Source organism: Bacteroides sedimenti (assembly GCF_040365225.1).
Taxonomy (GTDB): domain Bacteria; phylum Bacteroidota; class Bacteroidia; order Bacteroidales; family Bacteroidaceae; genus Bacteroides; species Bacteroides sedimenti.
The window spans coordinates 2,292,748-2,310,413 of the sequence record NZ_AP028055.1 but is presented as its reverse complement, the minus strand read 5'-3'; the positions used below and the strand labels follow the sequence as shown (position 1 = coordinate 2,310,413).

General features: G+C 38.2%; 6 protein-coding genes. 5 read left to right on the top strand and 1 reads right to left on the bottom strand.

The window, feature by feature from the left end; all coding sequences use genetic code 11:
• Positions 1 to 172: 172 nt before the first annotated feature.
• The 4 genes from ABWU87_RS09120 to ABWU87_RS09105 all read left to right on the top strand — a co-directional run bounded on the left by ABWU87_RS09120 (position 173) and on the right by ABWU87_RS09105 (position 13,003).
• Positions 173 to 3,523 carry a SusC/RagA family TonB-linked outer membrane protein gene (locus tag ABWU87_RS09120; RefSeq protein WP_353330067.1) on the top strand — a complete coding sequence of 1,117 codons (3,351 nt, stop codon included), beginning with the start codon at positions 173 to 175 and terminating at the stop codon, positions 3,521 to 3,523.
• A 20-nt stretch (positions 3,524 to 3,543) separates the two neighbouring features.
• On the top strand, positions 3,544 to 5,298 hold the full coding sequence (locus tag ABWU87_RS09115; protein WP_353330065.1) for a SusD/RagB family nutrient-binding outer membrane lipoprotein: 1,755 nt from the start codon (positions 3,544 to 3,546) through the stop codon (positions 5,296 to 5,298).
• Positions 5,299 to 5,549: 251 nt separating this feature from the next.
• Complete coding sequence (locus tag ABWU87_RS09110) at positions 5,550 to 9,887, top strand: endo-beta-N-acetylglucosaminidase (protein ID WP_353330063.1); 4,338 nt, start codon at positions 5,550 to 5,552, stop codon at positions 9,885 to 9,887.
• An 809-nt stretch (positions 9,888 to 10,696) separates the two neighbouring features.
• Positions 10,697 to 13,003 carry a GH92 family glycosyl hydrolase gene (locus ABWU87_RS09105; protein WP_353330061.1) on the top strand — a complete coding sequence of 769 codons (2,307 nt, stop codon included), beginning with the start codon at positions 10,697 to 10,699 and terminating at the stop codon, positions 13,001 to 13,003.
• Positions 13,004 to 13,346: 343 nt separating this feature from the next.
• On the opposite strand, the gene ABWU87_RS09100 is transcribed toward ABWU87_RS09105, so the two are convergent.
• Positions 13,347 to 16,358: a DEAD/DEAH box helicase gene (locus ABWU87_RS09100; RefSeq protein ID WP_353330060.1), complete on the bottom strand. Its 3,012-nt coding sequence runs from the start codon at positions 16,356 to 16,358 to the stop codon at positions 13,347 to 13,349.
• A 142-nt stretch (positions 16,359 to 16,500) separates the two neighbouring features.
• Here ABWU87_RS09100 and sucC point away from each other — a divergent pair, with 142 nt between their 5' ends.
• Positions 16,501 to 17,643: an ADP-forming succinate--CoA ligase subunit beta gene (sucC, locus tag ABWU87_RS09095; RefSeq protein WP_353330058.1), complete on the top strand. Its 1,143-nt coding sequence runs from the start codon at positions 16,501 to 16,503 to the stop codon at positions 17,641 to 17,643.
• Positions 17,644 to 17,666 lie beyond the last annotated feature (23 nt).

Below are 17,666 nucleotides of genomic sequence, written 5' to 3'. Positions count from 1 at the left end.
CTAAATCTTATTTAAACTATCGATAAAAGATGTAACCGACCAGGCTTTAACTCGAATGAAAGTCTTTCAGTTGAAAAATGATATAAATTTTAATATCTGAGTAAGTGTATTTCTTCAATCACTTGTATTATAATGGAAGACATAACTTATCTTAAAACATAAAAAAATGCATATGAAAAACAATCGTTGGCCTCAAAAGCTAAAACTTTTCAAATTATTTTTAATAGTTGCGCTATTGTTCGCAGCGCAAAGTCACCTATCTGCTCAGATAAATATATCTCTGAAAAACACAACATTAGGACAGGTTATCAATATTGTCAAAAAACAAACAAAATATAAGTTCTTCTATGAAGACAGACTATCAAATATTCCGATCGAGTCTGTTAATGTCAAGAATATCACTCTGGACAAATTGCTCATTCTGGTCTTGAAAGATAAAGGAGTGAATTATAAGATTGAAGAAAACATTGTATACCTATCGCCGATAAATGCAAAACCCGCTTCTGAAAAACAACAAAAGAAAGGGAAACTAATTACGGGGGTTGTTATTGACCAATCGGGTGAGCCTTTGATTGGTGTGAGTGTAAAAGTGAATGGTACTTCGATTGGAACTATGACAGATATTAATGGAAAATATAGTTTGGATTTAATTGATTCGAAGTCGAATGTAACTTTTTCATTCGTTGGGTACAAAATGCAGACTCATTCTGTTGCCAAGGATGATGTACTCAACGTTACTCTGCAGGAAGATGTTCAAAACATAGGAGAGGTAGTGGTAACTGCTCTGGGTATTAAACGCGAAAAAAAAATGCTGGGTTATGCAGTGCAAGATTTAAAAGGAGAAAAGCTTAATCAAACTGGCGACCCTTCTGTAACTAGTATGTTACAAGGAAAGGTGGCAGGTCTCCAGATGAATACGTCTAGCACAGGTTTAGGTGGCTCAACAAAAATAACGCTTCGAGGCAACTCTTCATTAACCGACAATAATCAGCCTTTATGGGTAGTTGATGGGGTGCCGTTCAACGATAATAATGATTCGGGAGCATCTCTTTATGGAGGTGTAGATCGCGGTGGTGCAACTGCGGATATAAATCCGGAAGATATTGAATCTATTTCTGTGCTGAAAGGTCCCAATGCAGCCGCTCTTTATGGTTCAAGAGCTGGTAACGGTGTTATCCTGATTACAACTAAAAAAGGTACAAAGTCAAAAGGTTTTGGTGTTACATATAATGGAAATGTAACATGGACAAATATTGCATCAACCCTAAACATGCAAGATAAATATGGTCAAGGTAAAAACAATGTATATAGCCCGAACTCAGAGTATAGCTATGGTGCATTGCTTGACGGACACGAATATAAGGCATGGAATGGAGAGACAAGGGAATACCGGAGATATGGAAATAAAATGAAAGATTATTTTGATACTGGTTTCTCACAAACGCATAATGTGGCTATCGGGAATGTGACTGAAAAATCAAATTATCGTGCTTCATTTGGAAGTACGGAAAGCAATGGTGTATTTAATAAGGAAAGATTGAGCAAAATTAATCTTGATTTGAAAGCGGGAATGCAGATGAATAAGATTCTAAGCATGGACTCAAAGATCTCTTTGTCAAAAACAAGAGCCGGCAACCGTCCGGTATATGGGAAAGGTGGTGAAATTTATCAGTTGTTGTTTATTCCCAATAATATCCTTCTAAGTGATTTGGAATCTTTTAGCGATGAAACCCACAGACATATTAACTGGGTTGGTCCATCACCTACTGTGATGAATCCATATTATATTAATTATAGATATTCAAATATGGATGAACGGTGGAGAGCATTTGGTTATTATACCCTGAAACTAGATTTTACACCTTGGCTCTATGGTACTGCAAAGTATGCATTCGATTATTACCATACTAATATTGAAGAGATTGATAGGACAAATGGTATTGATGATCAGGCAAATGAAACATACAGATCTAAAGAAGATAATTTCTTTGAACATAATGTAGAGTTCTTGCTGGTAGGACATAACAATATTAATGAAAAGATGCGTGTGGGATATACGTTAGGAGCTAACGAAATGTTTCAGAAAACTTCTTTTTTGCAGGGACGCTCAACAAATATGAACGTAAAGGACTACTGGTATCACAATTCCGCTATGGGAATAAATGTGGTAGAGAATGACATCTCTCAGCGAAAAACCCGTTCTGTTTTTGGGTCTATGCAATTTGCATGGGATGAATATCTGGCACTGGACCTAACTGCCAGGAATGACTGGTCGTCAACACTTCCAATTAATAACTGCTCATATTTTTATCCTTCTGCCAATTTAAGTTTTATTTTTTCGGATTTTATGAAGAGTATGAATAGAAACCTGCCTTCTTGGGTTACTTTCGGAAAGCTTCGTCTGTCAGTTGCACAGGTTGGTAAAGACACAGGACCTTATCAGCTTTATCCTTTGGAATCCTGGTCACAGGGAGCCACATCACCGGTTTCTACCAAACCGTCAATAAAGCCCAATGCTCAGCTGAAACCTGAAATATCATCTGCTTATGAGGCTGGGCTTGACATGAAGTTTTTAGACAACCGACTAGGTTTTGATTTTACCTATTATTATAATCTGACAAAAAATCAGATTATGACTGTTCCTATGTCTGGTGAATATTTTTGGAAAAGAATCAATGCCGGAGAAATAGAAAATAAAGGATATGAATTGATGATTTATTCTACTCCATTCAAGGCAAAGGATTTTGAATTTAATTTGGATGTAAACTTTGCACACAACCGTTCGGTTGTTAAAAAACTGAGCGAAAGCGCCAAATATATGAGCTTTAACTTTAACAAGGATCAGTTATTGGTAGATGTAGGAGCATACGAAGGTGGTAAATTGGGTGATATATTTGCAAATGTTAGTTATAAGAGAGATGCCAACGGCAATATCTTAACCCGTAATGGCTTGCCTTTACGTACAACAGAAAGGAATAACAAAGCAATTGGAAATATTCAACCAAACCTATTGATGTCTGTTGCTCCATCTTTTTCCTATAAAGGGTTTACACTTTATGCGTTATTTGATATGAAATCCGGAGGTGATGTTGTTTCGATGTCAGAAGCTGTAGCCACTGGTTTTGGAACTGCTAAGAAAACAGAGAACAGAGAGCACATCATTTTTAAGGGAATTGATGAAGGGACTGGACTTCCCAATACAATCGAAGTTTCGGGAGAGTCATTATATACATTGATTGGCGGTGAAAACGCAATAGCGGAAGAGTTTGTTTATGATGCATCGTTTATTAAACTGAAGGAACTCTCTTTATCGTATAATTTCCCAGTAAAGACACTTAAAAAAACTCCATTTTCAGCTATAAAATTATCCTTAGTAGGAAGAAATCTTTGTTATTTATTGAAACATACTCCTGGAACAAGTCCAGAAGGTGGATTTGATACAACAATGTTTTCACAGGCCATTGATTTTACATCAGTGCCTTATACTCGTACATTCGGATTTTCGGCAAATGTTAGTTTTTAATCTATTGAATGAATTTATATATGAAACACAATATTATTTTTAAGAAAGGTAGATTTTTTATAACTCTGTTATCTGTTGTTGCTTTGTTTTCTTGTACTGATGGATTTGAAACATTGAATACATATCCTCTTGAACCTCCTTATGTGCCAGGTTCAACTGACCCGGGGCAAACTGACAATGATATAAATTTACCAGACACTATTTCTAAAACAGAACTGAACTCATTGAAACAAGGAGCCAATAGTATTGGAGCACTCTTTAGGAATTATTCGTACCAAGGGTTGGTCAATGATTATCAGCGCACAACAAACCTCACACATGATATTTATGGTGGTTATTTTGCTACCAACAAGGTGGATTTCCTCAACTGTTCGCCCAATTATATCTATACAGATGGATGGTCTGCCAAACGCTGGGATCATTTCTATAAAGAACGTTGTGCTGAATATAAAACTTTGGCAAGAACATTTAAGTATGTAAATTCTGAAGCATATCGAAATGCATATTATATTACTCGTATCTATTTTGTGTTTTTGACATCCACAATGACTGATACATATGGTGATATGCCCTTTACTCCTTATCTGCAGTGTGCCAGTATTCCAGAGAAGGTGCCTTACGACACTCAAAAAGTAGTATACGATAAAATGCTCCGTATTTTAAAACAGGCTACTGATAGTATAAAGCCAGGGAAGTGTTCATTTAAGTTTAGCTCTTCGGAAGATAAATGTTATCAAGGAGATGAAGAGAAATGGCTTCGTTTTGCCAATACTCTTCGCCTTCGCTTAGCATTAAGAATCTCTAATATTGACCCGGTGAGAGCAAAACAGGAAGGAGAAGCTGCTTTGACTCAGACTTATGGAGTTATGAAATCGCAAGAGGACCGAATGAAGACAATACCTGCTTATGCTCCGGTTGCTATGGGAGGGGATAATGACGGTGGAAATGAAAATGAGGTAGCTAATTGTAGCTTCAGATACGTAGATGCTGTTATGTCAAAAGACCTGGAACTGGCATATAAAAATCAAAGTAATATATTAGATCCAAGGTGTGAAATCTCTTGGTACAGGCCAACACCGATGGAGCTGCTATCAGTTGGAATTGAATTTACCGAGCAGGATTATAATGGTTGTGAAATAGGGAGCAGTGCTATAGAGCATGCATCAGATGTTTATTCTGTATTACGAGTTAACTCAACTGATGATAAATCAATATTGAAAGATGATTATTGGTTTGGTTATAGCAGAGAATATCTTTGGTTGGGATATTCTGAATGTCTGTTCCTGAAAGCTGAGGCTGCATTAAGAGGATGGGGCGGAGTAGGCCAGACTCCGGAAGAGCTATTTAAAGAAGGGATCAGAGCCAACTTTGACTATTACCATCTTCCTGCAACTAAAGCAACCAACTATATCAATGGATTGAAGATATATTCAGGTGCGATTGAAAATCCTTTTGCAACAGGAAACAAAGAAAGCCAGTTGGAACAGATAATAACTCAGAAGTGGTTGTCGATATTCCCAAATGGGAACGAAGGATGGGCTGAATTCCGTCGTACGGATTATCCACGCCTCAGAAATCATCTAAATAATCTTGATGGCAATATTCCAGGCAAGAAATTTATTAATCGTGTTCGTTATCCGAATGACGAATATGATTATAATCCCGAAAATGTGCCAAGTTTTGGAACAGTGAACCAATCTACACGAGTATGGTGGGATGTTGAAGATACAAATGCAGCATCAGGAGAAAGAAACTCAATAAATAACTTCAGATAATACTTCTTTAAAAACAAAGGGAAATAGACCATTCATTATTGGATAAATTTCATTTAATGAATGGTAAGCCCTTTTTGTACTCTTTTTTGTATAGAATAATAGTAAATGCTTGTTTCATTAAATATAAAAAAATCTTGTTTATTGAATAAGTGTTTCTAATCGGTTGGTTGTATTATATATAACTTATCACGAATTCAATGTTATCTCTTAAATGAGATGTATAACATACGTTTAACTAAAAACTAATTATTATGAATCTCAAAAAGCTACTAACCTTTTTAGTCGTGTTTCTGGCTATTGTGAGCTTTTCAAGAGCTCAACAGCCTTATGGAGGATGCTGGCATCCAGATTATATTAAAGGATGGACACCAGAAAAAGACCCAGACGCAAAATTTAACAGAAGTAAGGTCCCATTAAAACCACGCTTTAAAGATGCTACTGTAAAAGCAAATCAGTATCAGTTTTATGATGGTAAAGTGACAGCCTGTCTCACCATGAACCCAATGTGTAGCCAGACACCTTCGCAAGATGCAAATAATTTTGTCGGTTACAACCCAACATATTGGCAATATATGGATATTCTTGTATGGTGGGGTGGTTCTGCCGGCGAAGGTATAATAACTCCTCCTTCAGCACCGGTTACAGATATTGCTCATATGAACGGAGTGAAAGTTCTGGGTAATATATTTTTTCCACCAACAGCTTATGGAGGTCAGGTTGCATGGGTAACCCAAATGTTGACGAAAGAGAGCGACGGTTCTTATCCATATGCAAAAAAGCTGTATGATATAGCTAAATATTATGGATTTGATGGTTGGTTCATCAATTCCGAATCAGGAGGCTCGTCGGCGAGTGATTGGGCGGCTTTCGTAGCTTATTTTGATAAGTGTGCTGCAGATGATGGCAATACCCAAATGGAAATGCAATATTATGATATGGGAACTTCTGCCAGCTCGGTAATAGATATTCTTAAAGTTCACGGAGCTTCTTTCTTTGCAAATTATGGAAGTGCCAGTTCATCAACAATTTCCTCCAACAAATCTGCTTGTGCAGGAGCAGGAATTTCATCTGATGATTTCTTTTCAAAAGTATATCATGGCATTGAATGTGCACAAGGAGGTATTGGAGGTAATGCCGGAGGTTTTCAGGCATGTTTCCCCTCTACTGGTCATGCAGGTTCTATCGATTTGTTTAATCCTGAAGAAGGAATCTGGAAACAGGTAGTGAAAGATGTTTTGGGAACGAATGATGCTAGTGGGGCAAAAGCTTATGATTTAATGAAAACAGTGTTTTCAAACGAAGCTCGCTTTTGGGTAAATCTTGCCAATGACCCATCAAATACAACTGCACGTTCCAGTTCTACTTCCTGGCCAGGTTTTGCAAATGCTTTGATGGAACGTAGTACTATTCAGGAAAAGCCCTTTGTAACTTCTTTCAGTACAGGTTTGGGTAAATACCGGTTTGTTAATGGAGAAAAAAGAGGTACCCAGGATTGGTATCATCGCGGTATGCAAAACATCATGCCTACGTGGCGTTGGTGGATAGAATCTACGGTAGCCAACGAAATCTCTGTTAACCTGAACTGGGATGATGCATATAATATGGGTACAAGCCTGTTGGTGAAAGGAAAACTTTCTGCCGGAGTAGATCATCTGACTCGTCTTTATAAAACAAAAATTGTTGCTAATGCAGGAGATAAACTGCAATTGGTCTATAAAACAAACACGGCTAATTCAATGGAATTTAAATTAGCAGTTTCGGAAGATGCAAATGCTTTTGTTACATTCCCGGTAACAGAAACATCAACAAATAATGGTTGGTCAATTGCCACAATAGACTTATCTTCTTTAGCTGGAAAAACTATTTCAGTTATCGCACTCAACTTTAAATCAGTTTCTGAAATTGCAGATTATCAATCAACTTTAGGTCAGCTTTCAGTTGTTGGAGGAAGTTATAAGCCAGCTGCAGAAACTGTTTCAAATTTAACAGCACAAAATGAACTGACTCAAACAGTTAGTGATGTTAGATTAACCTGGGATGCACCGGCTTCTTCTGAAATAGATCATTACAATGTTTATTTTGAAAAGAATGGCATTAAATCTTTAGTAGGACAAACCAGAGACGAAGGTTATTATATCCCTAAATTTGACAGAACATCTTCGTCAGAAACTTCTGTAAAGGCTTACGTAACTGCTGTAACAAAAGATATGAACGAAGGCTCCGAAGTAGCTCTTCAGCTCAATTATCCTACAATAAGCCTTCCGGCGGTTCAGCTTAAAGCAATGAAGACTTTGGTAAAAGTTGGAGAAGAAGTTGCTGTTGTAGCCAGAGCCACAAATTTCCCAGAAAAATACACATGGACAGTTCCCGAAAATGCTCAGCTCACACGTCAGAGTCAGGACACAGCATTCTTTAAATTTAATGCTGCAGGTAAATACAACATCAAAGTTAACGTAGCTAATTCTGTTGGTTCTACTGACGAGTTGATTGAATCGCTGATTGATGTTTCTGACTCAAAAAGCCTGCAAATCGTCAGTGTTGGTAAAACAATAAAAAGCTACAGTGGCGCTTTATCTCCTGAAGTTCCTTCAAATATAATTGATGGGGTAGAAGTTCCGAGTGATGTTCATGGTAAATGGTGTATTGGTGGTGCTAAGTCACACTGGGTAATCATCGACCTGAAAGAGATGTTTAACATCTATCGCTTCCGTATTTTCGACTGTGGAAATAAAGAGAATTACTCAGATAACTTCCAGAATTTTAAAATCGAATTGAGTAATGATGGTGAAAACTGGAACGAGGTTTTAAATGAGAAAAACCGTCCGGAAAACACCAAGGACGATTATATCAAGCCAACAGTTGCTCGCTATGTAAGATTTACTCCTTACAGTGACGAACTGGCTATTACAATCCGTGTATGGGAATTTGAAGTGTTTGGTATACAAGGTAACCTATCATTAGCCTCACCTGCTATGCAAACTGTGAATATTAATTCCACTTCTTCAATGAAGGTTGCATACAGTTTAGGTGGCGATCCTAAGGATGCAAATTTCAAGTTTGCTGTAACTTCTTCAGATCCTAATGTGGTAGCTGTCAGCAATGTTACGAATGATGAAGATAATTTATCTTTTGATATGTCGGGCAAAACAACCGGCAAGGCAGAGATTACAGTCTCTTTCACCAATGGTATCTGGACAAAAGAGAACAAATTTGTGACAAGAGTTGTAGATCCGGAAAATATGAATGTACTTTCGGGTATTATTCCTACCATATCAACAGGCACTTCTTACCTTGAAAAGAATAACGAAACCGCAACAACAGGTGCGATTGGTGCAAAAGGTATTACCGACGATAATGAAGGAACTTGGTGGTCGGGTGCATATAAATCTGGAGGAACAACAAATACTCTCACCTTCTCTTTGGGCGCATCTTACAAGATTTCCAGTCTCCGTTCATTGTTTTACAAACACTCGTATTTTGCAATCCCTTCAAAAATGATTGTTTATGCATCGACAACAACCGATGAAGAGAGTCAGTATGAAGAAGTTGCTAACTTTAGCTCGAACATAACAGAAGATATGGATATTATTCCATCCTCTGCATTCTATGCAAAATACATTAAGTTTGTATTTAATACCACTTCTTATTATTCCGTTTCATTGAAAGAACTTTCTGCAATGGGTAAAAAAGAAGATAGCCCGGCTCCTACAACTAAAAAGGTTTTCACACCTATTTCAGTTACCGGATTTGATGCAGATGTTATAGCAGAGAATTTGCCTTCAGCACAATATACAAGTGATAAGTTGGATGATCAGGGATGGAATTTCTACTCAGCTGCAGTAAAAGCAACAGGCTCATTACCAAATGATGGTAAAGTAACGACTTTAAAGGGTGTAAATTACCTGTTCGCTCCTTATTCCGGAAACAATGCGGCGATGCTTAAGGAGTCAACTTCGGTTAAAACTCTGACAACTGCTCCGTTTACAGCTCAAGCTATCTATTTACTTGGAACAAGTGCTAATGGTGTTTCAACGGTTAAGGTTATCCTTACTTACAGCGATGGTACTGAATCAAGTGCTTCGGACGTTTCCTTCTCAGATTGGTATGGTGACACGTCAGGGACTGCGGTAAGCGGACTTGATCGTATTATCAGAGCAGCTGCAAGTGGTTACACGGCAGATCAATTTGATGGACGTAGCTCTTTCCGTATGTTTGAAGGACGTGTTGCTGCTGATCCTGCAAAAGAGGTTACCGGTATTAAGATTCAACGAAGCAGTTCTTCTGGTTATCCAATAATATTCGCTGTTTCAAAAGAAACAATTGAAAGCATAAACACTGGCATTTCTAATCCTGCAAGTCAGTCGTTGAAGGTTTATCCTAATCCTATTAGAAATGGACAAATTCTGAGCGTGGAATCAGCCGATGCAGAAAGCGTTCAACTTGTTTCACTCCAGGGTAGTGTATTGTATCAACAGAATATAACTAGCACTATTACTGAAATTCCGGTGAATAACCTTGCTCCTGGTATTTATCTGGTTATGGTAAAAGGTAGTAATGGAGTTAGTACATCAAAAGTATTAGTTAAGTAGGTTTTATTTCAGAATCTCAAAAAGGGGTCGTGTGGTATTTCTATTACGACCCCTTTGTTTGACTAATCTACAACGAGTCAGAAATTAACAGAGAGAGCTGAGGCTTTGCCATTCGGTTCTCTTTGCTTTTTTGATAATCAGTATAAAGCTACATTACATTTAAAATGTGATGTTCCTACGCTATGCAACAGATATTATATTTTAAAGGTGCGTTTAAATATGTTTTGATGGATCTAATTAAATATTAGACCATTATAACTTTATTGCTCCACCCGGATGTACACCATCTGTCCACCCGGATGGAAGGGTATGGTTCACCCGGATGTAGGTGGAACCTACACCCGGAAGTACAGGGAAATATTAGATTATAAAAGATTTTGTCTACTCTTGCTTCTTTAATTTTATAGTGAGGGTATGCTTTGATCAGAAAGATAACTGAGCAACTGTTTAAGAGAGATTTGTATATCTCTGAAAATTATGCTCTAAATAGGAGAAGTCACGCAGAAGTATCACAGAAGTTGCACACTTTTATTGTGCCGATATATAATGCTTTATGCGCATTTGCGTGACTTGCGCGACATGTGCTACTTATTGAAATAAAAAATATGTAGAGATGAATGAAGAATAGGTCTAATTTTTGTAATTGGCTAACCATTTCTGAACAGGTTAAAAGAAAATAAATAAATATAGATTGTGAAAATACGCCTGATTTTTTCATTTCGACATAATGCGAAAGTTGAAATTAAATGCTTATTTTGCACAGCTTTACATGGTGAAAATAACAGAGTTAATTATATTCAATGAACAATATGAAACAGAATTACTTTATTACAACACTTCTTTTGATGATACTTTGCTGTATAAACAAACCAGCCAATGTTTTAGCAAAAGAAGAAGGTTTTGATCCTGTGGAATATGTAAGTCCACTTGTTGGGACTTTGTCCACTTTTCAGTTATCAACAGGAAATACCTACCCAGCAATTGCACGCCCATGGGGAATGAACTTTTGGGTACCTCAGACAGGTAAAATGGGTGATGGATGGACCTATGTGTATAGTGCAAATAAAATACGCGGGTTTAAACAAACTCATCAACCAAGTCCTTGGATTAACGATTATGGGCAATTCTCTATAATGCCTGTGGTTGGTGCTCCGGTTTTTGATCAGGAAAAACGTGCAAGCTGGTTTTCGCATAAGTCAGAAATTGCAAAACCTTACTATTACAAGGTTTATCTTGCCGATCATGATGTGGTAACCGAAATTACTCCAACCGAAAGAGCTTCCATGTTTCGTTTTACTTTCCCTAAAAGCGACAGCTCGTTTGTGGTTATTGATGCTTTTGATAAAGGTTCATATATCAAAATAATCCCGGAAGAAAATAAGATTATTGGCTACACAACAAAAAACAGCGGAGGCGTTCCGGACAATTTTAAAAATTACTTTGTGATTACTTTTGATAAGTCGTTTACTTATAAATATACCTTTTCCGGCAATGACTTGAAGCACGATGATGAGCTGACTGACAATCATGTGGGTGCTGTAATTGGATTCAAGACAAGAAAGGGAGAAGTGGTTCATGCCAAAGTTGCATCTTCCTTTATAAGCATTGAGCAAGCCCGGCAAAACTTAGCGGAACTTGGAAATGATAGTTTCGACCAGGTTGTATCAACAGGGAAAACAGCATGGAATAAGGCTTTGAGTCGTATTGAAGTTGAAGGTGGTTCATTGGATCAGTACCGTACGTTTTACTCTTGTATGTACCGTTCTATGCTTTTCCCACGCAAGTTCTACGAAATAGATTCAACAGGTAAAGTTGTGCATTACAGTCCCTACAATGGTCAGGTTTTGCCTGGTTATATGTATACCGATACAGGATTCTGGGATACTTTTCGTTGTCTGTTTCCTTTCCTGAATCTTGTATATCCATCTGTAAACAAGGAAATCCAGGAAGGACTTATCAACACGTACAAAGAAAGCGGATTTTTCCCTGAATGGGCAAGCCCGGGACATCGGGAATGTATGGTTGGAAATAACTCCGCTTCCATTTTGGTTGATGCCTATATGAAAGGAGTGAAAGTAGACGACCTGGAGACGTTGTATAAAGGATTGATTCACGGCACCGAAAGTGTGCATCCTAAAGTGAAATCCACAGGAAGACTAGGATACGAATACTACAACAAACTAGGTTATGTTCCCTATAACGTAGGAATTAACGAAAATGCAGCTCGTACGCTGGAGTATGCATATGATGACTGGTGTATCTACAAACTGGCCAAAGAACTGAAGCGCCCTCAAAAAGAGATTAACCTCTTTGCTAAAAGAGCTATGAATTATAAAAATCTGTTCGATCCCGAAACGCGATTGATGAGAGGAAAGAATGCGGATGGAAAGTTTATGTCTCCGTTTTCGCCGTTGAAATGGGGAGATGCCTTTACTGAAGGAAACAGTTGGCATTACACTTGGTCGGTTTTCCATGACCCTCAGGGATTAATCAATCTGATGGGAGGTAAGGAGAGTTTTGTGAGTATGCTCGACTCGGTCTTTACTGTGCCACCAATATTTGATGAAAGTTATTATGGACAGGTGATTCATGAAATCCGTGAAATGCAGATAATGAACATGGGAAATTATGCACATGGCAACCAGCCTATACAGCATATGATTTATATGTATAACTATGCGGGTCAGCCATGGAAAGCACAATACTGGCTGCGTGAAGTGATGAACCGGATGTATACTCCCGGTCCTGATGGTTATTGTGGAGACGAAGACAACGGGCAGACTTCGGCATGGTACGTTTTTTCTGCAATGGGTTTTTATCCGGTATGTCCGGGCTCAAACGAATATGTACTAGGTGCACCGTTATTTAAAAAGACAACCATCTCGTTTGAAAACGGAAACAAAATGGTAATCAATGCACCAACAAACAGTCAGGAAAACCGCTACATAGAATCGATGACATTGAATGGCAAAACATGTACCAGAAACTTCCTGACACATGCAGAACTTCTTTCTGGTGGAGAAATCAATATTAAGATGAGTAATACTCCTAATTATAAACGTGGGGTTAACCCGGAAGATTTCCCTTATTCTTTTTCTGTAAACGAAAAGAAGTGAACAAGGAATAACCCGGGCAGTTGGAATGGTTGTTGTTTGTTAGAGAGTGTGCGTTTTGGATTCAATAATAACCCATATGATAAGGAAGATGAGAGTAAAAGAGATAGCTATTAATGCTACCCACATTATGATTCTCTCTATTTTTTCATATCTGGTATTAATGAATCCGCCTTCGTCGTAGCGCGATAGCCATTTCTTAAAATCAATCATGGTATAAATCCGGTAATTCTTTTCTGCAAAGATAAACCTTCGGCTCAACTGCATTTATACAATAAACGGTCAGCTTTTTATATATTCAATAAAAAGTTGACCGTTTACTATTAAACCAAGACAATTTAGCCCGTCAGAAAAGAGCGATAAACTCTTTCCATTCTTTCTCATCAAATGTTTTCAGCGGATTATTGGAGGTAATAAAGCTGCCTGCCAGTTTGCTCTTTTTTTCCTGAAGTCTGGTAATCTTCTCTTCAATGGTGTTGATGGTAATAAAGCGATAGACCATTACCTGCTTGGTTTGTCCTATGCGGTGCGCTCTACTCACAGCCTGCATTTCTGCTGCCGGATTCCACCAAGGGTCAATGATGAAGACGTAATCTGCCTCCGTTAAGTTAAGCCCCACACCACCTGCCTTCAGTGAAATAAAGAACGCATAGATATCCTTCTCGTTTGAGAAGCGGGCTATTTCTTTCTCTCTATCGGTTGTCTGACCGGTTAGCAGCGCATAACGCCAACCCTTCTTATCAAATACTTCTCCTAAAAGATGTAAGTATTTTACAAAAGAAGAAAATATCAGCACTTTGTGCCCTTCGCTCATCAGCATTTCATAATCTTCGAGTATTTGCTCCATCTTTCCTGAAGAGAAAGTATAATCGGGACTCAGCATACGGGGGTGGTTTGCCATTAAACGTAGTCGGGTCATTCCCTGCAGGGCCACGAAGCTGTTTTTCTGCAATCCTTCTTTACTGTCAATCTCCATCAATGTATTCCGTAGAATGTTTTTCTCTTTCTTGTAGATCATCTCCTGTTCGGGTGACATCTCACAGTAACGGACCTCTTCTGTAAGCGATGGGAGCTCGGGGGCAACCTGCTCTTTTGTTCTTCTCAGAAAGAACGGTCTGATCAGTTCCTGAAGACGGCTCTCCATTCGTGTATTTCCCTCTTTGGTAATAGGTGTGATGAAGTGATTGCGAAAGTTCTCTGCACTTCCCAGCATCCCGGGATTGATAAAGTTGAACTGAGCCCATAAATCTTTCAGAGAGTTCTCAATAGGAGTACCGGTCAGTACAAGCCTATGATTGGCATTCAGACTGATAGCCGATTTGTATGTCACTGAATCCGGATTTTTAATAGTCTGGCTTTCATCGAGAATTACATATTCAAACGGGTAATCTTTCAGCAGTTCAATGTCATTTCTTAGTACTCCGTAGGTAGTCAGCACAACATTGTAGTGATTAAAAATACGTTTTATTCCTTTACTCCTTATCCTCCCTGTTCCCGAATACTCATAAGTACTTAATGAACTGAATTTACGGATTTCCTTTATCCAATTGGGAAGGAGAGAAGTTGGGACAACGACCAATGATGCCGAAAGCTGTTCTGCAAAATTTATTCCTTGTGGAGTTAGTGGATTCTCACTTTCGGGGGAAAGAATTGTTCCGGAAGCTGTAAGTTCTCTGTTTTCATCTTCTCCAAAGAGAGATAATTGTCCAGTTGCGTCGCCCTTGTGAGTGTCGTAAGAGGTAATTATCTCTTTTGTGTTAATATCCAAAGGATTATACAGGTGTTGCAGTGCTGTAATGGTTTGCAAAGTTTTACCCAGTCCCATATCATCTGCAAGACATCCGCCGAAATTGTTTTCCCTTAGATGAACCATCCATGAAAATCCTTCTTTTTGGTAAGAGCGAAGAGTGGCCTTAATACGTGGAGGAACAGAGTACTCTTTCTTTTCGTGGAATCCTTTCAGTAATTCTTCAATATCCTTATTATATTCGCCTGATTCTAGTTCGTCAACCACTTTAAAGTGTACCTTCTGTAAGCGAATACTATCTTTTTGTTTGCTCCCCAATGCCATTAAATCATTGTATTTCTCAAACCATTCTTCAGGCAGTAGAGCAATAGAGTTATCGGGGAGTATAAACTCTCTGATTCCTTTGATTATATTTCTTTTGAAGTAGATAAAGGGGAAGCGATAATTCCCTATCTGAACCATTATCTGTATGTCGAACCAGTCAGGTTGCACGCTTATTTCCTGTTTCATTGTAATCTCGCCCAAGTAGTAACTTGAACAAGATCCACTTTGGTTTAACTCAAAGTTCCGTTGCAGCAGCTCTTTATGATTTCCAATCCATTGTATCAGGCTCTTTTCCGTTGCATCCTCTGATAACATGAATTGGTTGGCATTAATCTGTTTCAGTTTACAGCTCTTCAGTTGTTCAACACACTCTTTTTCCCACAGATAGTCCCGAGTAAAATATCTTATTTCAAAATGATTCTCAATATGCTCTATACTGACGTACTTTTTCCTGATTTCTTCTTCAGGAGGAAAGTTATATTCATTGTATCGGAAACAGAGTTTAAGCAAAGGTTGCTCCAGAATCGATTTCTCAATGGAGAGTTCGGCTTTATTATAAACTGGCAGCTGTTTGATATCAAGTCCTGTTGCTTTTACCTCAAAATATTCCAAGGCGGGTTTTACAATTTGCTCTATGTACTTTTCTGCCATCGAGACAGGAACCTCGACCCAATCTTTGTTGAAAAAAGGCAGCAGTCGTGAGGCTTCAATACCTTTAAATACCATCAGTTCATCTTTGGCCAGAATTGCTGCAGGATGTGAGGCAAGGATGATAACCGGTTTTTTCTCTTTCAGAACCACAGGCCTTCCATTAGCAGTGCAGGTTATTGAATATCTGAAATGATGATCATCCATGTCGAAATGAAAAAACACTTCAGCATCGTTGTTTAATAACGTTATACGGCTGTGGCTGTACAGTGTTTTCTTTCCTGATTCTTTTTGATACAGTGGAATCTTATGTATACGAACCAGTTGAATGATTTCCATCATTTTTTTATCAATATAAGAACGAATGATCTCTTTTAATCTCTCCTCTGTCAGTTTACGAAGAAATGCTGATACAGTTTTCTCTTTTGAATATACCTGCATCAAAGCTTTTTCCGAATAACAGAGCGATAGCCGGATAATCTCTTTCTCAGCTTCGTTAAGCGATTCATCAGAAAGAGAAGCGGAGGTAGCTTGTTCTTCCACCAGTATAATCTCTTCGGATTCTTTTTTGACCAAATAAGGTATAAGAAGAGTACCTAAACTGAGATGGCGGGTAAGTCCTACGATTAATTTTGACATTAAAAGATGAATTCTTGATTTAAGATACAAAGATAGTTCCTTTGTTTCAGATATAAAATGTGCTGTATGTTTTTAAACAAACCTTTTCATTCAATTGTTTTAATTGAACCATCATAAACGTATCACTTAATATTTCTGAGAGATGAAAATACACGAATATCAAGCTAAAAATCTTTTTTCTTCATATGGCATTCCTGTGGAAAAACATATTTTGTGCCATAGTATAGAGGATGCACTAGCTGCTTATGCAGCCTTGAAAATGGAAAAAGTGATGCTTAAGGCACAAGTCCTTTCCGGAGGAAGAGGTAAAGCGGGTGGTGTGAAGTTGGCCAAGAGCATTACAGATGTTGCTACTTGTGCAGATAATATGCTTCAAATGAAGATAAATGAGTTGCCGGTAAATAAAATACTGGTTAGTGAGGCTGTGAATATTGAATCGGAATTTTATCTGAGTTTCAGCATAGACAGAAGAAATAAATCGGTTATTATGATGTTGAGTTCTGAAGGTGGGATAGATATTGAGGAGGTGGCTAAGTATACTCCTGAAAATATATATCGTGTCAATATAGATCCTTTTGTAGGAATGCCCGATTATCTTGCAAGGAGAATTGCTTTCTTCCTCTTTGACGATATGGAACTTGTTTCTCAATTGGTTGAAATCCTGCAGAACCTCTATCTGTTGTTTATAGAGAAGGACGCGCTCCTGGCAGAGATTAATCCGCTTGTATTAACTGAATCCGGGAATTTGGTTGCTGCAGATGCGAAACTGGTGTTTGATGACAGTGCTCTTTATCGTCAGGAGGATATCTGCTTCTTTTCGGAACCCACTCCACAGGAAGAAATAGAGCTTCATGCAAAAGCTAAAGGGTTTAATTACATTCCCATGAATGGGGATATTGGTTGTATGGTAAATGGCGCCGGACTGGCAATGGCAACTCTGGATATGATTAAAGAAAATGATGGTTATCCGGCTAATTTTCTGGATATAGGAGGTAGTTCAAACCAGAAAAAGATTCTCGAGGCAATGAAATTTCTTTTGCAGGATAACCAGGTGAAGGTGATTCTTGTGAATATTTTCGGCGGGATTACCCGTTGCGATGATGTAGCAAATGGCCTTTTGAAGGCCTATGAAGAGTTGCATTCGGATGTTCCAGTGGTTGTGAGGCTTACCGGTACCAATGAGGAAGAGGCCAGAGAATTGCTTCGTAATTCTGATTTTCTGGTGGCTCAGACAATGCTTGAAGCTATTAAAATGGCTGTAAACGAATCAATAAAAGCCGGTTAGGCTAAACAATAAAAATTCATTCG